Source organism: Laspinema palackyanum D2c (assembly GCF_025370875.1).
Lineage (GTDB): Bacteria > Cyanobacteriota > Cyanobacteriia > Cyanobacteriales > Laspinemataceae > Laspinema > Laspinema palackyanum.
The window spans coordinates 22,606-48,473 of record NZ_JAMXFD010000038.1 but is presented as its reverse complement, the minus strand read 5'-3'; the positions used below and the strand labels follow the sequence as shown (position 1 = coordinate 48,473).

Below are 25,868 nucleotides of genomic sequence, written 5' to 3'. Positions count from 1 at the left end.
AGCGGTATGAAGTGCCACCCATAGAATAGAGGGACCCCTTTTAATGCGATCGCGTTACTCTATCCCAGGGGATTCATATTAGTTTACAAATCTTTTAGGAAAAATAGGCTTGTTACATTTTAATGAGATGCAGTCCGGTAAGGGGCAGATTTCCAGCATAAGGGTTGCTTCATCCTAAATATAGGACAAGTCCATCAGAAAAAACGCTAAATGTAGAGAAATTGAGTAAAATTAATCCCTTGTCTGGAAATCATCACCATTTTGTCTAGGCAGGGGTGGGGCGTCGGTGACGGATCCGGAAATCAGCCGATCGCCAGGGAAATATCCGTGGTAAACATTTTTTAGCTTACTTCAGCAGATGATTGCCTGGAATGCACCGGCTGCCTGCTTGATGTGAAGTCAGCTACCTGCGCGATTTTTGTACATTTTGAGAACAGGGGGAAACTTGTGGCGATCGCAACCACCATCGGAATCACACTCGGCGCGGCAGCATTGGTCCTGGGAACCGCTGCCGCTGCCATCGAATACCAATACCGCAGAAGACCCGGAAATCAACTGGATTTGACCCCGGGAGAATGGCACGAAGAAGTCCTATCCCCGGAACGCCGTCACCTGATTGGGGAACTGGAACTGATCAACCGCACCTCCACCCTAGAAATTATGGTGCCGGAAGTCCATACGGAGGTCAAACTCCTCTCTGGCAGTAGCCTAGATGGAATCACCACCCGCACAGAAGTGATTCCCATGCACCCGGATGAAAAATCCCGGGATGATAACTATTGGTTTGGCTATATTGTCAAAATTGGCAAAAAAACTCGCATGAAAGTGGCGATTGATATTCAGGGACCCAACCTCGATCGCCTGAAAGCCGCCTGGATTGCCGTCACCTATGTTACTTATGGACCCGAGGGCCGCATTCCCAAAACTCGCCATGTGGTCGTGCCCTTCAAATATCCAGACCCCTCGGAGTCTACCAACTGGCGCAAGATTCCCGAAGCAGATTCGGAAATTTTACCGATTAAAACCCATCTTTTAACCAACTTGGATGATCCCGTTGATATCGTCAAGCGGTATGTGATGCCCCATGCTCAACCTGGGGATATCGTGACCATTGGGGAAACGCCTGTGGCGATTATGCAGGACCGTTGGCATCATCCTAGTACCGTTAAGCCGGGATTTGTCGCCAAACGCCTCTGTTATTTCTTCTTGCCGACCTCTAGTTTAGCCACCGCCTGCGGATTGCAGACTTTGGTAGATATTGAGGGACCTGTGCGGGTGGCCTTGGCCTTTTTCATTGGGGCGATCGCCAAAGTCTTTGGGAAACCCGGGGTCTTTTATCAGTTGGCAGGAGAACAGGCAAGGCTGATTGATGATGTCACCGGGACCCTGCCTCCCTACGATCAATTTATTGTCCTCGGTCCTGATAATCCTCAACAAGTTGTTGACACCATCAAACAACAGACGGGATTATCTGCTGCTATCGTAGACGTGAACGATTTAAAAGCGGTTAAGATATTAGCAGCCTCCTCCGAGCTTTCTACTGATGTACTAGAGCAATCCTTACGGAGCAATCCTGCCGGGAATGCCGACGAGCAAACCCCTGTGGTGTTGATTCGTCCGGGCCGGAAATCTCAATCCTAAAACAGCGATGGATGATCACGGAGGAAGGAACAGCGCCGATCTTTTGCCTTCCTCCGTGAGGGGGGCGATCGGGCAGGGTGAACGATAGCCACCTATGCTGTTCCACGAGGGTTGCAAAGCCTAGAAAGCTGTTTGCACGGTGCTGTCAAGCTATGTTGAATAAACAGTCCCTCCAAAATGACCTCACACCTGCCCCAAAATCAAACTCTGACGATCCGCCCTCTGCAATACCGCGACCTGGAAACGGTGGCAGAACTTGCAAATGCAACTGAAATTGAGGCGGGCAGTCCCAGCAGTTCTATTGAAAATGGGTCCCTGGATATCGGGACTCAAATGGATACGGTTCGCCGCTGGTATTGGCCCCTGAAGTTGCTGAGTGTATTTCCTAATCCACTCCAAAATCGGTTATGCGTTCGGGTCGCCCAAGACGATCGCAAAATTCGGGGTGCGATTCAGATTTCACCGTTTAACCATACCCGCAGCACTTGGCGTGTTGACCGAATAGTAGTTCCCCCCAGTTCGGAAAAATTGGGGATTGGGTCCCAACTGATCCGCCATTGTTTAGAGTCCATCTGGGAAGCGCGGATGTGGCTGCTAGAAGTGGATGTGAATGAAAAAGATGAATTAGCGCTATATCGGCATAATGGTTTTCAGCCGTTGGCGCAAATGACCTATTGGGCGATCGCCCCGGAATTGTTGGAACAGTTAGCCCAACGGGAACCGGATTTGCCCAATTTGATGCCGGTAAGCAATGCAGACGCCCAACTGCTGTATCAACTGGATACTGCTGCGATGCCGCCTTTGGTGCGTCAAGTGTTCGATCGCCATATCCAGGATTTTCATACCAGTTTGGTGGGGGCCGTGGTTCAAGGTGTCCGCCAATGGCTGCATAAAACCGAAACCGTCAGTGGGTATGTGTTTGAACCCCAACGCAAAGCGGCGATCGGCTATTTTCAAGTCCGTCTCAGTCGCAATGGGTCTCAACCCCATGTGGCGGAATTAACGGTGCATCCAGCTTACACCTGGTTATATCCCGAACTGCTGGCTCAAATGGCCCGGATTGTCCAAGAATTACCGTCCCAGTCCCTGCTGTTAGCCTCTGCGGACTATCAACCAGAACGGGAAGAATATTTGCAGCAAGTGGGTGCACAGCGGATTTCCCACAGCTTGTTAATGTCGCGATCGGTGTGGCACAAACTTCGCGAATCTAAGCCCGTTTCCCTCGAATTACAATTATCCGAGGTCCTGCAAGGATTACAAGGGGCTCGCAAACCCATTCCCAGCCGAATGTCTTGGCTCCCTAAGCCACCCTCTCCCGCCACCGGAGGGAAACAAGAACCCTCCCAATCCTCTATGGAGGATATCGGTTCTTTGCTCCCCAGTGAGCAATTGGATATGACCTTGGATGATGATACCCTGAGTTAGAGTCTGGGTCATTAGTCAGAATTTGGCTAATGACTCAACGGCTAACCCTGGGTCCGTCCGGTTTTATGAGGGAATGACACAAAAAATTTCAGCACTTGGATTAGATATTGGTCGCAAACGGATTGGCGTCGCCGGTTGCGATGGCACAGGTTTAATTGCCACAGGAATTACCACCATTGAAAGCAAATCCTTTGCCGATACTCTCAGCCAACTTCAGGCAATTATTGAAGAACGGGGGGTGGAGGTGTTAGTAATAGGGTTGCCTTATTCAATGGATGGTTCCATTGGGTTTCAAGCGCGCCAAGTTCAGAAATTCAGCAAACGTCTCTCGGCAGCCCTCAATCTACCCATCGAGTTTGTAGATGAGCGCCTCACTTCCTATTATGCCGAGCAAATGATGATTGAACAAAATGTTTCTCTCTCTCGCAATAAAGGGTTAATTGACCGGAAAGCGGCAGCTTTGATTTTACAACAATGGTTAGAGGACCGACGCAAAACTATCCAGGCGGAAACCACAGAACAACCGGACGAGGGTTAATGGGTTAGTTTGGGATATTTGCACAGGAATTACGCATTTTTGGAGGTCAAACCCTAAATTTAGAGGCGAGAAAGCGAATCGCCTCTACACTTGTTGAGCTAGTTTAGCAATCAGTTCTTTTTTGTCAATCGACATTTTTATAGATTTAGTTTAAGGAATAATCAGTTAAACTTAAAGAAAAATTAAAAGATTTATCGGCAATGGCCTTCAGGCAATCGTCGATTAAAGCATCCTATCACATTTTTTTAAACTCCTGTATGAAACGTTTATTTAATCGTCTGTTGGATTGGTTGCCCAAACTTCCCCTGCAAGTTTGGGTTTTAATTTCTGGTCGGTTGTTGTCGGGAATAGGCAGTGGATTTACATTGTTTTATGCCCCGATATATTTCGTCAATGAGGTGGGATTAACTAAAACTGCGGTGGGATTTGCTTTAGGCATCGGTTCGATCGCCGGAATTGTGGGGCGGATTGTCTGTGGTTCCTGTCTGGATTCACCCCATTGGGGCCGCAAACGCACCTTACTGGCAGCGGCAATTATTTCCGCGATCGCCTCGGCAGTCTTAACCGTTGCCAATGGCTTTGAAATCCTAGTTTTAGGGAATATTCTCATGGGGTTTGGTATCGGCTTATATTGGCCTGCTACCGAGTCCGTGGTGGCGGATTTAACCACCGGAGGACAACGCCATGAAGCTTATGCAATGGCCCGACTGGGAGATAGTTTAGGATTACAGGTGGGGGTGATTTGGGGCGGTTTTTTGATTTCGGTAACCGGGGAATATCGGTTACTGTTTATCATTGATTCGGTCTCATTTTTGCTATTTTTTGGATTAATTTGGATGGCGATTACGGAACCTCAGCGCCAGGGGGGTGCTTCTAAACCCCCGTTACAAGGATGGATGAGTGCCTTTCGCGATCGCACCTTAATGGTGTATGCCTTGGTGAATATTATCTTTACCACCTATATCGCCCAAATTCAAACCACTCTCCCTCTGTATTTAAGTGATTTTGTGGAATCGGAAGAAACCGGCAGAGGATTTTCCGCCGGAACAATTGGGGGATTATTTACCTGGCATTTAGCCCTCTGTATCTTGATGCAATTGCCCGTTTCCCGAGTCTTCAAAAACTTGCGACAGTCCAAAGTATTAGCAATTTCGGGCCTTTTATGGGCAGCAGGATTTATTTTTATTGCCATTACTGGAACCATTTCCACTTCGCCGCTGGTAACAGCAACGATCGCCCTCGGGATTCTGGCGATCGCGATCGTGGTTTACAATCCTGCTGCCTCCTCTTTAGTGGCAGAAATGGCCCCCGCTTCGCTGCGGGGGGTCTATTTGTCTCTGAACTCTCAATGTTGGGCGATCGGTTATTTTATCGGCCCTATTCTAGGGGGATGGGTGTTAGATTTACCCCGTCCCCTTTCTGATGGATTATGGCCCGGATTAGTCGTTAGTGTGGGGGTTGTGATTTGGATTTTACAGGTTCTTGATCGGATGTTGGTGCAGAGAAAACGGTTGAGTGAATCGAAAGTTTGATGATGCGACACCCGGCGGGGGATCAATCCCCCGCCTAACAGCTAAAGTCGGTTGAAACCGACTGATACCAAATCCGATTGTTAAAACTCGATCTTCCTTCTCTATTAGAGGGCTAAGGCAGACTATAGCCTTTCGGCCCAGGCTACGTTTAATATGGGGAATCAGACCCTTGAGTGTGTAAGTTTTTATAGCCTTATACTGTGGTGTTTTTAGTCGGTTTTAACCGACTTTAGCTATTAGGCGGGGGTTTAAACCCCCGCCGGGTGTCGCCACTTCAGTCGTTTCTTATTTCCGACGCTGTTGCAACTTGCGATAAACCTCGCGCAAATCCACATTATGTTTCGCTAAGGCAACCATAGAGTGATAGAATAAATCAGCGACTTCCCCGGCGATCGCATTGGCATCATCATCTTTACAAGCCATCACCACTTCCGCAGATTCTTCCCCAATTTTCTTGAGAATTTTATTATCCCCGCCAGCGATTAATCTAGCAGTATAAGAATCTTCCGAGGGATTGTCCCGCCGATCGCAAATCACCTCAAATACCTGGGATAGGGTATCTGCCGGAGGTGCAGCAATGTGGCCCTCAATTTGGTGAAAACAACTGCGTTCCCCGGTATGGCAGGCAATATCACCAACTTGTTCAATGCCGATTAATAGACAGTCACTATCGCAGTCATAGCGTAGCGATCGCACCTTTTGGAGATGGCCCGATGTTGCTCCTTTGTGCCACAATTCTTGGCGCGATCGACTCCAATACCAGCATTCCCCAGTTTCTAGGGTTTTTTGCAATGATTCCGCATTCATCCAGGCCATCATGAGCACTGTTCCATCCAGATAATCCTGGGCGATCGCCGGAACTAAACCCTGTTCATTATAGCGAATCCGATCTACCGGAATCGCCGTTTTACTGCTTACCATTTCAGTCTCCGACATAACGGTTATGTAAACTTAACATCTTTGATTTTCTGACTCCAAGCGTCACCGTAATGCTGAACTTCTAAAAAATTGGCATTTTGCGGCGCAGGCTTGTAAACTCGAAAAGTCCGGGCAATTCCCAAAGTTGCTGCACTTTCCAAAGATCCAAAAAAGCGCGAATCCCGGTCCAAAAAGTATGGTTGATTGGCCCATTGTTCCATTTGATGCCGATTCAGAAAAAAACAGCCCGAATGGGGATTTTCTGCCCGCTTAATTGTAATCGGGTAACCCAGAACTTTTCCGGTCAGCACTAGGTTATCACTAAAATAGTGAGCAAAATTATCTTTCTTGCCCGTTTTGAATTCTAACTCCGGGTCAATGTAAAACTTTTTAACCGGCTGTTTTTTCACCCGTTCAAATCGATTGGGTTGCAGCACTGCATGATTGCCAATGTAACCCGTAAACCAAGATAACTTTTGGAAAAAATCTGGGTCACTTAAAATAATATCATCTTCCAAATAGCAATAATAATCATAACGGCCTAAATTTTGTTTTAACACCCCGTGACATTCAAAACCCAACAGCATGGGATGACAGGCAAAGGATTGATGGGTATAGGAATCGGGAGTCACCGGCAATTGTTGCAACAGATGTAACCCTTGAGTAGTGCAGATGATAATCGACAATTCCACGGAGGTTTCGACATTCGCCGGGAGGGTATATAACTGCTGGTTGTACTGAAAATAGAACTGCGATCGACTATTATAAGTACCCTGTAACGATTCAATGCACTGAGTCAGGGCTTGAATCCGAGGCTGGGAATCGGGGCTTAACGATGCATAACCGCCCCCTCCTTCGGGATTGAAAACATGAGGAATGGTCACTAAAACCCGCATAGTCTCTGTGGGGTAAAACTCTTTTAACACTGGGGACTGAGGTTTCTGGGTGGGGAGGAGATCAAGAGGACAAAAAACCAGGTTTCACCGCCCTTGCTGGAGTGTAAAGCCAGGAAAGATTCTGTCCAGAACCCAGTTTTTAACCGCTCTACCAACGCACTAGCGTTAGGGACTGCGATTCGGGGTAGGATTAGACATTATAACTTGGACGCTCCTCTTAAACACTTCCCACCCAAAAGCCGTATTCTAAACAAAGTCAACTGTTAAGCCTCTGGCAAAGGAGATCCCTTTGGTTACAACGACCTTCAATACCACAAAATCCGAAGAAATTTTCGCAGCCGCTCAAAAACTGATGCCCGGAGGGGTCAGTTCTCCCGTGCGTGCCTTCAAATCCGTCGGGGGACAACCCATCGTTTTTGATAGAGTCGAAGGCGCGTATGTTTGGGACGTAGACGGAAACCAATACATCGACTATGTGGGAACTTGGGGACCCGCCATCTGTGGACACGCTCACCCGGAAGTGATTGCGGCCCTCCATGATGCCTTAAATAAAGGTACCAGCTTTGGTGCACCCTGTTACCAAGAGAACGTCCTCGCCGAAATGGTGATTGATGCGGTTCCCTGCATCGAAATGGTGAGATTTGTCAACTCCGGAACCGAAGCTTGTATGGCGGTTTTGCGCCTGATGCGCGCCTTCACCGGACGGGAGAAATTAATCAAATTTGAAGGCTGTTATCACGGGCACGCTGATATGTTCCTGGTGAAAGCGGGTTCCGGCGTTGCCACCTTGGGACTGCCAGACTCTCCCGGGGTTCCCAAATCCACCACCGCCAATACCCTCACCGCCCCTTACAACGACCTAGAAGCCGTTAAAACCTTATTTGAGCAAAATCCCGGGGAGATTGCTGGGGTAATCTTAGAGCCCGTTGTCGGCAATGCGGGATTTATTCCCCCAGATGCGGGATTCCTGGAAGGATTGCGGGTCCTGACTCAGGAACATGGCGCATTACTCGTATTTGATGAAGTCATGACCGGGTTCCGGATTGCTTATGGCGGTGCCCAGGAAAAATTCGGCGTCACCCCCGATTTAACCACCTTGGGTAAAGTGATTGGCGGTGGATTACCCGTAGGGGCTTATGGTGGACGCCGGGACATCATGGAAATGGTGGCACCAGCAGGTCCGATGTATCAAGCGGGGACCCTATCGGGGAATCCCTTAGCCATGACGGCAGGAATTAAAACCCTGGAATTGCTCAACAAACCCGGAACTTATGAGTATCTGGATAAGATTACCCAAAAGTTGAGTCAGGGACTGCTGAAAATTGCCAAAGAAACCGGCAATGAAGCCTGTGGCGGTCAAATTAGTGCCATGTTTGGGTTATTTTTCAATCCCGGACCTGTGCATAATTATGAAGATGCCAAAAAATCCGACTTGAGCAAATTTGCCCGCTTCCATCGCGGAATGCTAGAACGGGGAGTCTATTTAGCGCCTTCTCAATTTGAGGCCGGATTTACGTCTTTGGCTCATACCGATGAAGATATCGATCGCACCTTGGCGATGGCCCATGAGGTCATGTCTAGTCTATAGCTAATCCCACCCCATCGGATTGTCTGTAGCTGTTGAGAATGAAGAACATCAGGATGAGTCAAATTCCTGATTGTCTTCATTCTCATTGTGTTTTTTTTGTGTTAATTTATATCAAATTTCAATTAGCCTTGACTGGAACACCAAAGATAACCATTACTCACTTAAAACAGCAACCCCCATGAAAACCCAACAACAGCCCCGCCCATTCCGAGGCAGTCAGCTTTTGTGGACTGCATTCCTGGCCCTCCCCATCGCCTTCACGATGCCGGAATCTGCCTTGGGACAACCAGTGAATGAACAAGAACTCCAAAACATTCTCGAAACCCGACAAATTGCCCTAGATGCCTTAAACAACCGGGATTTTACCAGCATTGAACCCTATTTACATCCGGCTTTCACAATTACTACGGTGGATAACCAGGTATTTCATACCGTCAGCGAATTTGAAACCTATTGGAATGAACAATTTGATGGACCAATTGAACGGTTGACCATGAGTTTGGAGGGAGAAACCATCCGAACTTTTTTATCTCCAGAAATAGAAGTCGCCTCGGGAGAAGCCCTCTCTACATTCTATTTTCGAGATGGAAATGAGGAAATTATGCCTCTGCGATGGACTGCCGTTCTCCAAAAAGTGCAAAATACCTGGACGATTCAATCTCTCCATTTTTCCGCTAATTTCTTAGATAATCCCGTTCTAAATTATGCCGAAAAACGGGGGAATATTATGGCCGTTGGCACATCGGTGGCTGGAGTGTTGGTGGGTGCGCTGTTGATGTTTCTGTTACGTCGGTAACTGGCAGTATTACTCATTTAAGGAAGAACAAAGCTGGCCTTGTTCTTCCGATAAATTCGAGTTAAATTCCGGTTTATTAGGAAATAAAATGCTAGATTTACTAATTAAAAATGGACTCATTTTTGATGGATTGGGTTCCGCTGGATTTCAGGGAGATATTGGCATCAAACAGGGGGAAATTGTTGCAATTTCTCGTGATATTTCCCTAGAGGCGGCTCAGGTAGTAGATGCCTCGGGACTCTGGGTCACACCCGGATTTATTGACATTCATACCCACTATGATTTAGAGCTAGAAATTGCCCCGGGATTGAGTGAATCGGTTCGGCATGGGGTCACCACTGTGGTGATTGGCAATTGCAGTTTATCTGTTGCAGTGGGGGAACCGCAAATGTTGGCGGATATTTTTCAGCGGGTGGAAACCCTCTCCCATCGTTTGATTGGGAAATGGTTAAACCAATCTGTTTCTTGGCAAACTCCCAGGGAATATCTGCACCATTTACAACAGTTACCCCTCGGTCCTAATGTTGCCCCAATGTTAGGACATAGTGCGGTTCGTTCTCATGTGATGGGGTTGGAACGGAGTCTAACCGTTGACCCCACGCTAGGGGAACTGAACCAGATGGAACAAATCGCGGAATCTGCTTTAGATGCCGGATTTCTGGGCATTTCTATTGATATGTTTCCCTGGCATCGCATGAGTGGAGAATGGCGCGGTTGTACTATCCCCTCGCAACACGCTAAACCTCCCGAATATGCTCGTTTAGCTGATTTGTGTCGGCAACGCGATCGCGTATTTCAAGTTACTCCCAATTTACAGCGATTGGCTTCTTTTTTTGATATTATTGCCCTGGGTTCGGGCATCGGTCAACCCCCTTTACGCTTGACGGTTCTCTCGGCATTGGATGCGGTGCATAATCGCCAGATGTGGCGGATTTTTTCTCCTCTTTTATGGATTTGGAATCGCCTCTTGCGAGGGAATGTCCGCTTTCAAACGCTGACGGAACCGTTTACGATTTATTCTGATGGTCCCGTGACTCCTTTATTTGAAGAATTCTCTACGGGTGCACAACTGAATAGTTGTGATTCCCGAGAGGAACGGCAGGCATTGTGGGGGTCGGAAACTTTTCGGCAGCAGTTTCGTAAAGACTGGTTGAATGGGTGGCGCAAATCTTTTCATCGAGACTTGAAATTGATGGAAATTTTAAGCTGTCCGGAATCGAGTTGGCAGGGGTTAAGTTTTGCTGCGGTTGCGAAGAAAATGCAGCGGGACCCGGTGGATTTGTTTATGGATTTGTTGCAGCGGTATGATACGGATTTGCGCTGGGTGGCGACGGGTGCAAACGATCGCCTCGAACCCCGGTTAGCGATGATGAAACATCCGGATATTTTGCCCGGGTTTACCGATGCCGGTGCTCATGTTCGGAATTTGGGCTATTATGATGGCGCTTTATCGTTGTTGAAACAAGCGGTAACCACGAATTTTATGACTCCCGAGGCGGCAATTCATCGGGTGACGGGAGAACCGGCGCGGTGGTTTCGCCTGGATACGGGGGTGTTGAAGGTGGGTGGGAAAGCGGATTTGGTGTTGCTGAATCCTCTGGGGTTGCGGCAGGCGATCGCCCCTCCCGTGGAAATATTGGACCCAATTTTAGATGGAGAACCTCGGATGGTGAAGCGGGGTTCGGATCAAATTATCCACTCGGTGTATATCAAAGGTGTTCCGGTGGTGTCTCAGGGTCAGGTGAGCGATCGCCTGGGTTCTGAACCCCTGGGGACGGTGTTGTTTCCGTTGGAGGGATGAAGGGAGTGAGGGAGCAAATGAATGGGGATTCGGAATGTAAAGTGAGAGATAGTCGGGGCGATCGCCTGGAGGATGTTCCCTTTACCGAGTATTGGGATATTTTTCTGCTTAAACATCAGCATCCGATGAATGTGGCGTTGCACGTTGTGGGGATTTTTATTTTTTACGCGGTACTTTTTGCGGCGTTGTGGTTTCAGAATTCCTGGTTCTTGTTGGGGTTACCCCTGACGCAGTTGACGGGATTAATGGGTCATTTTTGGTTTGAACGCAGTGAGATAGAACTCCGGGATGCGGTGTTTTCCTGGCGTGCTTCTTTCTGTTTGGGTCGAATGTTGTGGCGTATTCTTTTGGGTAAGTATAAGGAAGATGTTCGGCAACGGGTTGAACTGTTGGGGGTAGGGATGGGAAAGTTAGGGGGAGGGAAGATAACGACTGAAGTCGTTACTACGAACGAAGAAGGATAACGACAGCAAGTCGTTACTACGAACGAAGAAAGATGGCGAGGGAAGTTGGTATTACGAACTTAAGAAGAGGGTAATTTGAGGTTTTTAGGTTTGCTACGGACTGGGGAGGGTGAGGGTGAAGAAAAAAGTGGTGCCGCTATTGAGTTGAGAGTTTAGCCAAATGCGTCCCCCATGTACCTCTACAATTTTTTTACACAGACTCATGCCGATTCCGGTGCCGGGATATTTATGATAAGCATGGATTCGTTTAAAGATTTCAAAAACTAGGGGATAATCTTCCTCGGCGATGCCAATGCCATTATCCTGAATGCTAAATTCAGCCAAATTGTTAGGATGGAGGGTGAAAGAAATGTTAATTTCCGGGGTCACTTGGGGACGGCGAAACTTAATGGCATTACTGAGGATATTTTGAAAAAGCTGGATCAGTTGGGTGCGATCGCCCAGGACGATGGGGAGGGGATCGTGGGTGATCCAAGCGCCACTGCCGTTGATATCATCTTGTAAATTAGCTAAGGCTTCGGTTAAGACTTCTTCACAATCAATAGTTTCAAGTTCTGCTGTCCCCACTCGGACCCGAGAATAGGACAGTAAATCATGAATGAGTTGATTCATGCGCTGAGTGGCTTTAGAAATTTCACTTAAATAATGTTCGCCCTTTTCATCAAGTAAGGTATCATATTTCCAGAGTAACATATCGGCATAGCCCATGATTAATTGTAAGGGGGATTGCAAATCATGGGAGGCGATCGCCGCAAATTGCTCTAGTTCAACGTTAGATCTTTGTAATTCCTCATTCAGGGTTTGTAACTCCTGATTTTTTTGAAGGAGTTGCCGTTGTAGACGCTCGATGGTCAGTTGTTTATGGATTCGCGCCAGGACTTCTTCAGTTTGAAAGGGCTTGGTAATGTAGTCGGCCCCTCCGGAACTAAAGGCTTTGACTTTGGCCGTGATATCATCAAGGGCGCTGAGGAAAATCACCGGAACTTTGCTGGTGAGGGGGTTGGACTGGAGGGATTCACAGACTTCATAGCCGGTTAAATCCGGCATCATAATATCTAATAAAATCAAATCCGGAACAACTTTTTCGCAGGTGGCTAATGCCATTTCCCCCGTTAAGGCTTTGCGGACGTTATACCCTTTGAGGACAAGCATGGAGGAGAGCACTCGTAAATTATCCGGCTGATCATCAACAATTAAAATAACCGGCTTCTTCAAGTCCACTGACCCTGGAATCATAAATCCTCCAAATAGGTTAAATGCATAATCTGATGGAATTGAAAATTTTCGGCTAATTGGCTTAATGCCCGACCTGCCGGTTCAAAATCTGGAGGCATTTCTTCTATTAATTCTATAATCATATCATCACTGCATTGAGCAGCAGCATCATAAATTTTTTCTATCCAGTGAGTGGGCATTCTTTCCAAATAAGATTTGAGTTGATCCGAGGAGATTTCCCCGGGTTCACGCTCTGGATTTAAGCGGTGATAGGGAGAAATATCTTTTGCATAAATATACTTTACATTCAAATGGGATCCGATTTTTTCAAAGAGTTCATCTTTTTCTAAAGGTTTGCGAAGAAAGTCATCGCATCCGGCAGCCAATACTGCCGAACGATCTTCCTCAAATACACCGGCAGTTAGGGCCAAAATAGCAGGTTTCTGATTTCCGGCAATGGCTTTAATCTGTTTGGTGGCTTCATAGCCATCCATGACGGGCATTCGGATATCCATTAAAATTAAATCAGGCTGCCACTGTAAGGATGCGGCGATCGCCTCTTGTCCATTTTCCGCTTCGCGCACTTCAAAGCCGATATTACCCAGGAGTTTGACGAGCAACAACCGACTTTCTAACATATCGTCCACGACGAGAATACGTTTACTCGGTTGATCCGGGGCTAACCCAATCACCGTCCCCTTGGATTGAGTCTGGGTGACTTCACTCGGCGGCACAGGTTCAACCTGAATCGCAAAGATAAAGGTACTGCCGACTCCCAGGATGCTGCTGACTTGAATTTCACCCCCCATCATTCGCACAAATTGACGACTAATGGGTAAACCCAATCCTGTTCCTTGGCCGGATTTGCGTCCCATTTCCGTTTGACCAAAACTTTCAAAAATCAGGTTCATGTCTTCCGGTGCAATTCCCGAGCCCGTATCTTCGACTTCAAACTGAAGAAAGCAGGCACAGGAATCCCGATGAATCCCCGATTCACACTCTCCATTCCGCTGGTGAACCCGCAGAGTGATGGAACCCTTTTGGGTAAATTTAATAGCATTCCCCAAAATGTTAATTAACACCTGGCGCAATTTGGCTTGATCGGCGCGGATGTACAGGGGAACATTTGAGGCAACTTTGGTGATGAGGAGCAAATTTTTTTCATGGGCTTTAAACCGCAACATATCTTCTAAATCTCGCAGCATCTGCCCCATGTCAAACGGTTCTAGTTTTAAGGTGGTTCTCCCGGCTTCAATTTTAGACATTTCTAAAATGTCATTAATCAGTTCCAGTAAGTGAGAACCGGCGCGATTGATAATTTCAATTTGTTGTTGATGTTCCGGTTGGAGGGAAGGGTCCCCGGCCATCACCTGAGCAAAGCCGAGGATCGCATTGAGTGGGGTTCTCAATTCATGGCTCATATTGGCGAGAAATTCACTTTTGGCATGGTTAGCCATTTCTGCGGCGCTCGCCGCTTGTTTGAGGGCTTCTTCCGCTTGTTTGCGATCGGTGATATCGCTGCCGATGCCGAGAAATCCGGTAATCTGACCCATTGTATCTTGTAATGCGGTAATCGAAAGCCACACCGGGAAGCGAGACCCATCCTTGCGGAGGTAGGTCCATTCCCGGATATCCGGGACCCCCTGACGGGCTTTGGCAACGATCGCATCAAATCCTGGGGCGATCGCATCCCCCAGTTCAGCGGTTAAGGTGGCCGCGCGTTCCTGAAGTTCTTCCCGGGTGTGGAGCATGACCACATTCGCCTGGGCGGTCACTTCTTGCGCCTTGTAGCCCAGCAATCGTTCAGCCGCCGCATTGAAGGTGAGAATCGTGCCTTGGGGGTCTGTGGCAATGATCGTATGTTCGGCACTATTCAGAATAGCTTTTTGCAGGCGGTTGGTTTCAATCAGTTTAGCTTGGGTCTGTTTAAGCTGCGTAATGTTACTCGCCGTCCCGGTAATGCCAATCACAAAACCCGCTTCATCCCGCAATGGGATCGCATTCAGCATCATGTAAATCGGGGTTCCGGCTTGGGTGATATGAGTCGTTTCATATTGAGAAATTTCTTGTTCTTCCAGGAGAATCTGGCGGAAAAATTCTTGGTCCTGACTCCACCGACTGGGGTGAATCAAATCCGTAAACGATCGCCCAATGGCCTCGGAGGGGGTATATCCATAAATCTCTCGAACCGCCGCATTGACAAAGGTGAGCCGTCCTTTTGTATCAATAGTCCAAATTAAATCTTGAGAAGTTTCAACAAGGTTTCGATATTTGCTTTCACTGGTTTTTAAGGCCGTTTCCGTGAGGATTCGGGCGTTAATTTGTTGTTGAAGTTGCTGGTTTTGTTGGTTGAGTTTGGTGCGGGCTTGTTTTTCCCGTTTCAGAAAATTGGCTTGGGCGATCGCAATCCCGACTTGAGCCGCAATGGTTTCAATCAGCTCGATTTCTCCTAAGCTCCATTCCCGGGGGCGATCGTACTCATGCAAGACCAAGGCCCCATTAGGTTGTCCTCTATAAGAGGTCCGCACCAATAGCATGGATTTGACCTGAAACTTTGGGTATCGAGCCAAAACCGGCTGAAATAATGGATCGCTTTGCAAGTCATTGATGGCGACGGAGCGATCGCTTGTCTTAAATTGTTCGGCGTAGGGAGTTTCATCCAGAGGCAGTTCCAACTCCCGACTCCCTTGGCACTCCTGCGCCACGGCGAAAGCGGCAATTTGCAAGGGGGGATTTCGGGTTTCTCGGTAGGTATGAATTTCGGTGCAACTCACCCCAAAAGCATCTCTAATTTCTTGCACCGCAGTATCTAGCAGTTTTTCTAGCTGTAATTCCGAGCGAATTTTTTCTGTAATGCCCCTCAGAAGTTCGCTACGGACTAATTGTTTTTGTAACTGAATTTTGACCTGTTTGCGGGTAGTAATATCTAAAATTGTGCCAAACATTTGACTCGGCTTGCCGTTGAGGTCGAGAATCACTTCTCCTTTGGCCTCTACATAGATAATTTCCCCATCCGGTCGCTGGATTCGACCCTCAATTTGATAGGAACTCCCCGAGGCGATCGCCTGCTTTAAGGTTTTAGAAAACCGCCTGCGGTCATGGGGATGAATCGTCTTTAACACTTCAGCAAAACTGGGTTTGAGTTGAGGTGGAATCCCCAGAACTCGAAACATTTCATCGGAGAGCACTAAATGCCGAGTCAACCAATTCAATTCCCAGTTGCCCACCCCGGCCACTCGTTGGGCCGTAGCTAAAGACCTTTGACTTTTTTGTAAAGAAACAATTAATCTATCTTTTTCCCGTTCCGCCGCATTCCGTTGCTGAATTTCCCAGCTTAGTTGAAAGTTGCGCTCTCTTAATTCTCCCTCTAATTTTTGCAGTTTGACTTGATGCTCAATCCGGGCTAAGACTTCCGCTTCCTGAAACGGTTTTGTAATATAATCCGACCCGCCCACGGCGAACCCTCTAACCTTATCAAAGGTCTCATATAAAGCACTAATAAAAATAATCGGAATATGGCGACTTTCTTCTTGAGATTTGAGCCTTTTACAAACCTCATACCCATTCAGGTCCGGCATCATAATGTCCAGTAAAATTAGGTCGGGAATATTGACCTCCACCGCCTGAAGTGCTAAGACTCCACTCGGTGCAGCTCGGACTTTATACCCATGACCTGACAGCAAATCCACTAACAGTTTTAAGTTAGCTACGGTGTCATCAACGACCAAAACCTCGCCTTTATAAGACCGCTCTCCCTCTGTTTTCATTATGTCAATACCTCGCCGATACAATGAATATGAAAAATGGATTGAAACGGGAAATCCGGGGTCTAGGCAGTTCGGGAATTCAAAGGGGGGATTTATGGCGATCGCCGATCCCCTGAATCGGCTCTCTCATCTATCCGAATGGAAGAAGCTAGAGTCATGCCATCTCCATTAACCCCTACCCAAACTGCTTCTTGCGGTTTAAGAATCCTTAGCCCTCGGTCTTTAGGGTGAATCTAGGACCGATTGGATAAAGGTTAAGATTTGCTCAAACTCAAAATTTTGGGTCCAGTTCGTTAAGGTATTGGCCAAGGATTCATGGCGATCGCGAACGTCATGCAACAGGGCTACCATTAATTCTACATCACAAGATTTCGTGGCGACGTTAAAGGAATTCAACCAGTCTAGGGGAATGTCACTCCAATCGCTTTCGGTTAAAGGGACCGGGGGAACGGCCAATGGGGGCATCGATGATTCCCCGGGGTCTTCATACACAAAGCGCACCCCTAACTGTTGAGTCAAGCAGTCAAACAGTTCCGTATCCCGAAACGGTTTACGGATAAAAGCATCAAATCCAGAGGAAAGACCCACCGCATTTTCCTGTTCAAGATAACTGGCAGTTAAAGCCACGATCGCGGTTCCTTGGCCTTTCATCGACCCTTTAATCTGTTGAGTGGCCTCATAGCCATCCATTACCGGCATTCTTAGATCCATAAAAATTAAATGGGGTTTCCATTCTTCCCAAAGAGCAACCGTCTCCTGACCGTTGCTACTCTCTAACAGTTCAAATCCAAGAGGCTTCAGGCATTTAACCACAAAGGTGCGATTATCGGGGCGATCGTCAGCGATTAAAATCCGGTATTGGGGTTGGTTCGGTTCTAGGGCCAAAGCGCGCCGTTGCGGGGGAATCGGTTTAGACTCACTCGCGGCTGCTACGGTTACGGGGATTTCAAAACTAAAGGTACTCCCTTCCCCAATCTGCGATCGCACCTGAATGGATCCGCCCATCAACTCCACAAACTTGCGAGAAATTGACAATCCCAGGCCGGTTCCCTCTCGGGCTTCGAGTCCCGTACTGGTTTGCACAAAGGGTTGAAACAGCCGGTCTAACTCGTCCAGGGCGATCCCCGGTCCGGTATCGGACACTTCACAAACCAAGTTCAGGGTACTCCCCTGTGAGAAACTGGATAACCCTTCCCGGGGTATCCCCTGGATGGTTACCGAAATTTGACCCCTCTGGGTAAACTTAATCGCATTCCCGATCAGATTAATCAGCACTTGCCGTAATTTAATCTCATCGGTGCGGATATATTCCGGGACCTCCTGTGATCGTTCTACAAGGAAGTCCAATCTTTTGTGTTGGGCCTTAAGGCTAAACATGGATTGTAAATCATCGAGGAGGTTAGAAAGATTAAAATCCGTGGGTAAAATTGTAGTTCGTCCGGCCTCAATTTTTGCCAAATCCAAAATATCATTAATTAACGTGAGTAAATGCTCTCCACTGCGCTGAATAATTGCGATATTTTCCTTGACATCCTCGGATAAAGAGGGATGGGACAGGAGCAGTTGGGCAAAGCCCAGAATGGCATTGAGAGGCGATCGCAATTCATGACTCATATTCGCCAAAAATGCACTTTTCGCTTCATTGGCCATATCCGCAGCTTCTCGGGCTTTTTCCACCTGTTGGTAGAGTTCCGCTTGGTTGAGGGCGATCGCCAGTTGATTGGCAATGGCTAGGAGCAATTCCATCTGGCTACTGTCCCAAGGGGATTCACTTAAATTCCGCGCTAAACATAAAGCGCCCCAGACCCCGGTCCGCATTTGTAACGGTAAAATCAACCAGTGACCGGCCAAGCGGCCCAGCAACTCCACCCGAGGATCCTCCGGCTGCGGTTCCCACCCCGATAAAGCCACGGGTTGTAAGTCTTTAATCACCTCAGTAATGGGGTTTCCGGCATCGGGAATATCCAGGTCCAGGGTACTCGGGACGGTATCAAAGGGCTGATATTCCGCCACATTCCGCCACAACCCCTCCTCGGGGAAATATTGAACGATTTTCACCAGATCCGCCCCTAATAGCCGTCCGCTTTCATGGGCGGCACTAAATGAGATCGTGGTCAACTCCAAAGAATTGCGAATACTTTGGACAAATTGACTCAACACCTGCTCTCGTTGCATCTGCGATCGCAGAATTTGTTCCGCCTGTTTCTGAAGCGTTACATCCTGGATTTGGGCGATAAAATGTAACGGTTCCCCCTCACTGGTGCGAACCAAGGAACCCGTTAGCAGTCCCCACACAAAATACCCCTGTTTGTGAAGGTAACGTTTTTCTAATTGATAAGACCCGATTTCACCCCCCAGCAATTTGGTGACATACTTTAAATCCATTTCTAAATCATCGGGATGGGTGATGGTTTGGAAATCAAGGGTTAACATTTCACTCTCGCAATAGCCGAGAATCTCGCAAACGGCCCGGTTAACTTTCAACCATCGGCCATCGAGTCCGACGAGGGCCATGCCAATTCCGGCATAGTCAAAGGCGGTGCGAAATCGTTCTTCACTGTCGCTCAGGGCTAGGACTGTGCGCTTGCGTTCCGTAATATCCAGGAGCGTTCCTCGCAGATGGATCACCGATCCCCTCTCGTCTCGAACCGCTTCCCCTCGCGCTTCTAAGTATCGGCAGATGCGATCGCCTTCCATAATCCGCAGGTCCATTTGATAGGACCTTCCCTCCAATACCGCCCGGTTGAGATTCTCTTGCAGTTGGACTCGATCCTCGGGATGAATCGCCTTAAAATGCTCCTGATAAGCGGATTCCGGGTCTGTGGACTCAACCCCAAACATCTGGAACCATTCCTCCGATGCCGTGAGTTGGTCGGTTTTCAGGTCCAGTTCCCAACTGCCAATATGGGCGATCCGTTGCGCTTCTCGCAATGCCGCCTCACTCTGGCGGAGTTTAGCTTCAATTTGTTGGCGATCGGTAATATCATGGACGGTACCCACCCACTTGAGCAGGTTTCCCTCCCCATCAAAAACGGGTTCGCCGCGCACTTCTATCTCCCGAATTTCCCCACTCGGGCACTGAACCGGCTGGTTCAGTTCCCAGGGTTCACCGGCCCTCAATTTGTCTTGAATTTCCCGTTGTTCCAACCAGGGAGTCTCGGGATGAATCCGGGGGTGAAGGGGTTCTAAAGAGGGGGGGGTCGGACTGGGTTCTAATCCATAAATCCGATAGAGTTCTTCGGACCAGAGGGTACTTTGATTCACCGGATCAAATTCCCAACTGCCAATATGAGCAATCTCCTGAGCTTTGGCTAAATTGGCTTCACTGTGGCGAAGTTTCTCTTGCGCTTCTCGGGATTCGGTGATATCTCTAGCGGTTGCATAAATCAGGTCACCTGCGGGCATGGAACGCCATTCTATCCACCGATAAGAGCCGTTTTTATGGCGATAGCGATTGATCACATTGATGATCTCTTTGCCATCGCTCAAGTCTGCCATTGCGTTGACTGTTAACTCCAAGTCATCGGGATGGACCAAATCGAAAATTTTAAACAGCCGTCCTTCTAATTCCGCAATACTGTATCCGAGGGTTCTTTCCCAGCCCAAACTTGCTCTGCGGTAGTACCCATCCAGGTCGCCAATGCAGAGTAAATCCAAGGACATCGTAAAGAAGCGATCGATTTCTTCGGTTTTTTCCTGGAGGTTGAGTTCCAGGTTTTTTCTCAGGGTAATATTTTGGATTTGCTTGATGGTATAAAGGGGGTGATTGTCACTGTCGCGCACCAGGGAAGCACTCAACAATCCCCAGATGATTTTTCCACTTTTATCTTGGTAGCGTTTTTCCAGATGATAATAGGAAATTTGCCCTTGTATCAGTTCCTCTAAGTGACTTTTGTCACTGAGACGGTCTTCGGGATAGGTAATATCTTGAATGTTCAGGGCTAATAATTCTGATTTAGAATATCCCAACATCTGGCAAACCGCAGTATTGACATCTAATAACTGCCCCGTGGGGGCGACCAAACACATTCCCACTGCGGCACTTTCAAAGGATTTTCTAAACTGTTCTTCGCTTTGACGTAAGGCTGCGGTACGTTCGGCTACTTGCACCTCTAAGGTGTGGTTGTAGTCGGCTATCAGTTTTTCGGCTTGTTTGCGATCGCTGATATCGGTAAAGGCATTAATGGCATAAATCACCTGCCCGGTTTCGTCAAAAATGGGTGTGGAATACACTTGAAGCGGAATTCTCTCCCCTGCCCGTTCAATTTCTAAATCTTCTGCCATGACCGCTTCCCCTTGCAGGGCCCGGATGCCCGGGAGTTGTTCCTGGGGATAAAGGCGATCGCTACCGGCGAGATAAACTTGATAAAAGGTGGAGACTTCTTCTAAGGAAATAGGCGCCGGGGTGGGTCCGAGCAATTGCTGTCCCGCCTGATTCATATAATGATATTTCCCGGTAGGATCTAGGGCAGAAATTCCAATGGGGAGGGCTTCTAAAAATTGGTTGAATTTGCTTTCACTTTGGCGCAAGGAGGTATAAAGTTTGGCATTTTCTAAAGAGATGGCTGCCTGGACCGATAAAAATTTTAAAACTTCCAGGCGATCGCTAGGAAATGCGCCGGAAATGAGATTATTCTCCAAATAGATAATCCCACTGAGTTTCGTCCGGTCTAAAATAGGCATACAGAGGATGGATTTCGGCTGCAAGGCGCGAATATAGCGATCGCCTCGAAAGGGTCCTTCGGATGTGGCATCGTTTAAAGCCACCGTTTCCCGCGTCCGAATCACATAGCGGACGATCGCCCCGGAGAGAAAGTTATGCCCTGTTCTTTCTCCTACGGCATTCAAAGGGATTCCCGGTTGAGTCGTGACCAGATTTTCATCAATGGCGGCTTGAACCATCCATTCCCCGTTTTCTTCTCCAATTAAATAGCCTTTTTGCGCCCCGGCATTTTCAATCAGAATTTTCATTAAAGCCCCAAGAAGCTTGTCGATTTCTATTTCCCGCGTCAGGGCTGCTGATGATTTTAAAATACTGACTAAATCCAACACCACTTCCGGGTTACTGCTAGTTGACTGAATGGTTTCTGACTGATTTCCACTCAGATTCTCGGACTCACTCGGTTTTTGGGGTTTGTCCAACCACTGGGGATATTGGGCGCTTAATTGTTGAACTTTTGCCCCACCTTGCCATTGTTGATAGAGGGCATAGGCTTTTTGGATGTAAAGTTCAGCAATTTGGCTCATCACCCGCTGATAATAAAACTCTCCCGCCAACTCATAAGCTAAGGCTTCTTCCTGGATAAAATGATGCTCCATAGCCCCAACAATGGCCCGCTCATATAATTCCGCAGCTTGCCAATTTTGACCGAGAATTCGGGCTTTTTCGGCCGCGACTAAATCATATTTATGTTGATAGGTCATCGGTCCAGAGTTGGCCCAATCTTGCAGGCGCATTTGATTAAGTTCCACTCGTTGCAGGACCTCTTGTTGCTCAGGCCCCTCCAGAGAGGGATATAATGCTAATCGGGCCAGGGAATCATAAAAGGGCAGTTGACCCAAGGGCATCAAGGAGGCGATCGCGGCTTCATATTCCGAGGCGATCGTCAGACTCTCCACCGCTTTTTGCCCATCTTTTAAATAATAACTGAGCATCCCTTGGGCTAGATGGAAGCAAAATAAAGAGGTTTCACTCTTGTTTTGGGTTAACAGTTCCAGGTCTTGGATATCATCAAAAGCTTCCCCATTTAACCGCTCAAATTCCCGGGCATCTCCCCGGAAATTTAACGCCAATTGCAACCAAATTTTCGTGTAATAAAATTGAATTTCTTGGTGGCATTTCTTAATGATTTGCAAAGAGTCTTCATGCTTTTTGATGACTTTCCCTAGAGGCTCCCCACTCAGCAAAGAGTAACAGCTATATTGCATCGTGGCATAACAGGTATATTCTAAATCCCCGGTTTCCAACCCTAGAGGCACCGTAGTCCTTAGACCCGCGATCGCCTCTGGGAGAGGTTCTTTCCAATGTCGGATAAATCCATTAAAAATATGATAGACTTTACAGCGGCTTTCTGCACTCTCGAACCGCTCTAACAATTCTAAAGCAAACTGTCCTAACTGATACCCTCGTTCTATCTCCCCTGAACGGCAAAGATTAAACCCATAATAGGCATAAGCAAAGGCTGCCCAGGGGGAATTTCCATATTCCAGGGAGAGCTTGACCATCGTCAAGGCCATTCTGGGGACCGATTCCGGGGTCACAATGAGCGCTGTCCCCCAGACGCTCATTAAAATCTGCATCGCCGCTAATTTATCGGCATCCTCCATCAAGGGAAGAGAGGATAATTCCCCAATATCCCACTGAATGGGGACTAATTCAGCTAGGGAAACCCCCAACATTTCCAACACCATTAAACTGGTATCAACGGCTTTTTGAAGCTGGTTAATCCCACTATACAATTGGATGAGGATTTGATAAACCTTGACCCGTTCTAACAGCGTTCGGGCCTGGTTGAGCACCACCGCTGCCCGGGCTTTTACTTCCGGATAATGGGTGGTTAGATATTCCGCTTCTACCGCTTCTAGGTGAAGCTGGAGCGTGAGGTCATAATGAGTCTGCCAACTCGGGGAGGGTAACAGATTCAACCCGTGGTTTAAATATTGAGCGGCCAGACTATAAGCACTGGCTATTTTCGCTTTTCTGCCCGCCCATAAATTGAGGTGAGCCAGGTTTATTTTTTCCAATTCTTCCGTCATCAACTCACTCCCCTGATTGAGATGATTAACGATAATAAATAAGCCTTCAGGTAACTCCAAGGAGGGGTCTTCCAGGGAGAGGGCCAAGGGATTGGCGCTACTCCAGAGCAAGCGTCCAATTTCTAAGTGCCGATCGCGAAGTTGAGCTGGGGGGATTAAAGAATAGGCGGCTTGTTGAACGCGATCATGCAAAAATTTAAACTGAATTTTTCCGGTGTCAATCTCGGGAAGCACCCTCAATAATTTATAATTTTCATTGATGGGAATGACAAATCCACTTTGCAAGGCGGAAAATAAATGGCTTAACACCGCCTCGGGTTGCGATCGCGCAATTCGGCTTAAGGTTTCCAAATCAAAGGGACTGCCAATACAAGCGGCCAACTGTAAGAGGGTTTGGGTTTCAGGGTTAAATTTGACCAGTTGACTCTCCATTAAATCAACCACATTATCGGTGATTCCGAGGGATTCAATTTGGGCCAAATTCCAGTTCCAGGTTTGGCGATCGCCACTTAAATAAATCAACCCGTCCTGATAGAGGAAATTCAAAAATTCCAGGGTAAAAAAGGCATTACCCCGGGTCTTGGCATAGACTAAATCGGCTAAGGATTGCACCAAGGACCGGGGGGAGTGTAGGGTGGTGGCGATTAAGTCCGCCACATCAGAACCGGCGAGATTGTCCAAGGCGATGGTGATTAGGTTCGGGAATTCGGTTTCCAGATGTGCTTTCGTCATCATCAGGGGATGGGTGCCATCGACTTCATGATCGCGATAGGCCCCAATTATCAACAAAAATTGCAAATCGCGATCGCTCAGAATCGCTTCTAACAAGGTTAAAGAAGCCAGATCAGACCACTGGAGGTCATCGAGAAAAATCACCAGAGGATGTTCGCGATCGCAAAGGGCTTTCAAAAAGTTTTGAACCACCCAATGCAGCCGATTTTGCGCTTCCTGTCCCCCCAAATCCGCCACGGGAGGTTGAGCTCCGATAATTTTTTCTAAATTGGGGATTAATTCAATTAAAATCTGCCCGCTATTACCGAGGGCGGCTAAAATTCGACTGCGCCATTGAGCAAAGACCGCTTCGGGTTCCCCTAAGATAAAATTACAAAACTCATTGAAGGCTTGTCCCAGCCCTAAATAGGGAATATTTCTTTGGTATTGGTCAAATTTTCCCGAAATAAAATTACCCCGTTTAGCCGCGACGGGTTTATGAATTTCTCGGACTAAAGCGGATTTACCCACCCCGGCATATCCCGCCACCAGAATCAGTTCCCGATTCCCCTCGGCAGTGCGTTCAAATGCCGCCAATAAGGTCTGAATTTCTCTTTCCCGTCCATACAATTGTTGGGGTAATTGAAATCGGTCCGAACGGTCCTGCTGTCCCAAGGAAAAGGTGTTGATGGTGTTTTCAGTCTGAATCTGCCGCAAACATTCTTCTAAGTCCGCCTTCAATCCATAAGCCGATTGATAGCGTTCTTCGGCATTTTTAGCCATTAATTTGGCAATTAAGTTGGACAGGGTGGCGGGAATTTGCGGTTTAATAGTTTGGAGAGAAATGGGCGGTTTGGCAATATGACTATGGACCCATTCCATCTGGTCCTCACTTTGGAAGGGTAAGGTCCCGCTTAAGAGGTGGTAAAAGGTTACCCCCAGGGAATAAAAATCCGTGCGATAGTCAATGCACCGATTCATCCGCCCGGTTTGTTCTGGGGACATATAGGATAAGGTGCCTTCAATCCGATTGGCATTTTGGAAAATCGGATTTTCTTTAGATAACACCGCTGAAATGCCAAAATCGATAATTTTGACTTGTCCAGTCTGGGGATTTAAGACAATATTGCTGGGGTTAATGTCTTTATGAATGATGTTTTTGTCGTGAATTTGTGAGAGAATTTCCGTGATATCAATGGCTAATTTCAAAAAATCTCTCAGGTCTAGTTGTCCGGCAATTTTTAACCGGCTTAAGGATTCAGCCCCAAAATCTTCTAACAGGAAAAACGGACTGTTGCCCTCGTTGCTGAACCCATAGATTTGGGGGATTCCGGATAAGTTTAGCGATCGCGTAACTTCATATTCGCGCCAAAACCACCCCAACCGTTCGGGAACGGAATAGGCATTTCTAAGACTTTTCAAAATCACGGGTTGTCCCGATGCTTGCAGATACCCGCGATAGACTTCAGAATTACTGCTTTCGTACAGTTTTTGGGTTAAACTAACGTCTGAAAGGGTAATCATTAAACCTCGATTTTCAGCAAAAAAGTGGATTGAATTCTGAGCAGATTCCCGAAGCGATCGCGTTGAAAAGGTCGGTACAGTTAAGCCAGGACCCGGGGTTTTTTGACCCCGGATCTAACTGATTCATGCTCAAGACAAGGCGGCGGTGGTAACACCCGGTTTCTGGTCTATGAAGTCTAATCCTGTACTGACCCACTCTAGCGGTTCCCACCGTTATCAGGTCCATTTTAGGACTTCCGCAGATTTTGAGACTCTCCCCTCAATGTAGGGGCGTCTTTTGCGAATTGCCCCTACAT

The 25,868-nt window shown here is 47.6% G+C and carries 14 protein-coding genes; 9 read left to right on the top strand and 5 right to left on the bottom strand.

The genetic code is table 11. The annotated features are described in order from the left end of the window. Positions 1 to 447 precede the first annotated feature (447 nt). From NG795_RS26180 to NG795_RS26165, 4 genes are all read left to right on the top strand, one after another. Positions 448 to 1,641, top strand: coding sequence for a F420-0:Gamma-glutamyl ligase (locus NG795_RS26180; protein ID WP_436836091.1), 1,194 nt, complete (start codon positions 448 to 450; stop codon positions 1,639 to 1,641). A gap of 177 nt (positions 1,642 to 1,818) precedes the next feature. Then, positions 1,819 to 3,066, top strand: a complete 1,248-nt coding sequence (locus tag NG795_RS26175; protein ID WP_367291543.1) for a GNAT family N-acetyltransferase — start codon at positions 1,819 to 1,821, stop codon at positions 3,064 to 3,066. Positions 3,067 to 3,139: 73 nt separating this feature from the next. Next, positions 3,140 to 3,604: a Holliday junction resolvase RuvX gene (gene ruvX / locus NG795_RS26170; protein ID WP_367291542.1), complete on the top strand. Its 465-nt coding sequence runs from the start codon at positions 3,140 to 3,142 to the stop codon at positions 3,602 to 3,604. Between the two features lie 257 nt (positions 3,605 to 3,861). After that, the gene (locus tag NG795_RS26165; RefSeq protein WP_367291541.1) at positions 3,862 to 5,136 is read left to right on the top strand and encodes an MFS transporter; all 1,275 of its coding nucleotides are present in this window, start codon (positions 3,862 to 3,864) and stop codon (positions 5,134 to 5,136) included. A gap of 285 nt (positions 5,137 to 5,421) precedes the next feature. Here NG795_RS26165 and hisIE read toward each other — a convergent pair whose 3' ends face one another. Next, entirely contained in the window at positions 5,422 to 6,072 is a 651-nt protein-coding gene (gene hisIE, locus NG795_RS26160; protein ID WP_367291540.1) for a bifunctional phosphoribosyl-AMP cyclohydrolase/phosphoribosyl-ATP diphosphatase HisIE, read from the bottom strand. A 5-nt stretch (positions 6,073 to 6,077) separates the two neighbouring features. Further along, positions 6,078 to 6,950, bottom strand: coding sequence for a calcium-binding protein (locus NG795_RS26155; RefSeq protein WP_367291539.1), 873 nt, complete (start codon positions 6,948 to 6,950; stop codon positions 6,078 to 6,080). Between the two features lie 289 nt (positions 6,951 to 7,239). On the opposite strand from NG795_RS26155, the gene hemL reads away from it, so the two are divergent. The 4 genes from hemL to NG795_RS26135 all read left to right on the top strand — a co-directional run bounded on the left by hemL (position 7,240) and on the right by NG795_RS26135 (position 11,599). Then, positions 7,240 to 8,538 carry a glutamate-1-semialdehyde 2,1-aminomutase gene (hemL, locus tag NG795_RS26150; RefSeq protein ID WP_367291538.1) on the top strand — a complete coding sequence of 433 codons (1,299 nt, stop codon included), beginning with the start codon at positions 7,240 to 7,242 and terminating at the stop codon, positions 8,536 to 8,538. Positions 8,539 to 8,716: 178 nt separating this feature from the next. Further along, positions 8,717 to 9,334: a YybH family protein gene (locus NG795_RS26145; protein WP_367291537.1), complete on the top strand. Its 618-nt coding sequence runs from the start codon at positions 8,717 to 8,719 to the stop codon at positions 9,332 to 9,334. Between the two features lie 88 nt (positions 9,335 to 9,422). Beyond that, positions 9,423 to 11,135: an N-acyl-D-amino-acid deacylase family protein gene (locus NG795_RS26140; protein WP_367291536.1), complete on the top strand. Its 1,713-nt coding sequence runs from the start codon at positions 9,423 to 9,425 to the stop codon at positions 11,133 to 11,135. A gap of 17 nt (positions 11,136 to 11,152) precedes the next feature. Beyond that, positions 11,153 to 11,599 carry an Mpo1-like protein gene (locus NG795_RS26135; RefSeq protein ID WP_367291535.1) on the top strand — a complete coding sequence of 149 codons (447 nt, stop codon included), beginning with the start codon at positions 11,153 to 11,155 and terminating at the stop codon, positions 11,597 to 11,599. A gap of 93 nt (positions 11,600 to 11,692) precedes the next feature. Here NG795_RS26135 and NG795_RS26130 read toward each other — a convergent pair whose 3' ends face one another. Together NG795_RS26130 and NG795_RS26125 are read right to left on the bottom strand one after the other, a co-directional pair. Continuing rightward, on the bottom strand, positions 11,693 to 12,835 hold the full coding sequence (locus NG795_RS26130) for a response regulator (RefSeq protein WP_367291534.1): 1,143 nt from the start codon (positions 12,833 to 12,835) through the stop codon (positions 11,693 to 11,695). Continuing rightward, entirely contained in the window at positions 12,832 to 16,581 is a 3,750-nt protein-coding gene (locus NG795_RS26125; RefSeq protein ID WP_367291533.1) for a PAS domain S-box protein, read from the bottom strand. The genes NG795_RS26130 and NG795_RS26125 overlap by 4 nt, the downstream gene beginning before the upstream one ends. A gap of 1 nt (position 16,582) precedes the next feature. Here NG795_RS26125 and NG795_RS26120 point away from each other — a divergent pair, with 1 nt between their 5' ends. Next, entirely contained in the window at positions 16,583 to 16,753 is a 171-nt protein-coding gene (locus NG795_RS26120; protein ID WP_367291532.1) for a hypothetical protein, read from the top strand. 50 nt (positions 16,754 to 16,803) lie between these two features. On the opposite strand, the gene NG795_RS26115 is transcribed toward NG795_RS26120, so the two are convergent. Then, on the bottom strand, positions 16,804 to 25,572 hold the full coding sequence (locus NG795_RS26115; RefSeq protein ID WP_367291531.1) for a PAS domain S-box protein: 8,769 nt from the start codon (positions 25,570 to 25,572) through the stop codon (positions 16,804 to 16,806). Positions 25,573 to 25,868 lie beyond the last annotated feature (296 nt).

Coding starts and splice junctions, on each gene's coding strand:
- NG795_RS26175 (WP_367291543.1), top strand. CDS start 1,819: ATGACCTCACACCTGCCCCAAAATCAAACTCTGACGATCCGCCCTCTG.
- ruvX (WP_367291542.1), top strand. CDS start 3,140: ATGACACAAAAAATTTCAGCACTTGGATTAGATATTGGTCGCAAACGG.
- NG795_RS26165 (WP_367291541.1), top strand. CDS start 3,862: ATGAAACGTTTATTTAATCGTCTGTTGGATTGGTTGCCCAAACTTCCC.
- hisIE (WP_367291540.1), bottom strand. CDS start 6,072: ATGTCGGAGACTGAAATGGTAAGCAGTAAAACGGCGATTCCGGTAGAT.
- NG795_RS26155 (WP_367291539.1), bottom strand. CDS start 6,950: ATGCGGGTTTTAGTGACCATTCCTCATGTTTTCAATCCCGAAGGAGGG.
- NG795_RS26145 (WP_367291537.1), top strand. CDS start 8,717: ATGAAAACCCAACAACAGCCCCGCCCATTCCGAGGCAGTCAGCTTTTG.
- NG795_RS26140 (WP_367291536.1), top strand. CDS start 9,423: ATGCTAGATTTACTAATTAAAAATGGACTCATTTTTGATGGATTGGGT.
- NG795_RS26135 (WP_367291535.1), top strand. CDS start 11,153: ATGAATGGGGATTCGGAATGTAAAGTGAGAGATAGTCGGGGCGATCGC.
- NG795_RS26130 (WP_367291534.1), bottom strand. CDS start 12,835: ATGATTCCAGGGTCAGTGGACTTGAAGAAGCCGGTTATTTTAATTGTT.
- NG795_RS26125 (WP_367291533.1), bottom strand. CDS start 16,581: ATGAAAACAGAGGGAGAGCGGTCTTATAAAGGCGAGGTTTTGGTCGTT.
- NG795_RS26120 (WP_367291532.1), top strand. CDS start 16,583: ATGTCAATACCTCGCCGATACAATGAATATGAAAAATGGATTGAAACG.
- NG795_RS26115 (WP_367291531.1), bottom strand. CDS start 25,572: ATGATTACCCTTTCAGACGTTAGTTTAACCCAAAAACTGTACGAAAGC.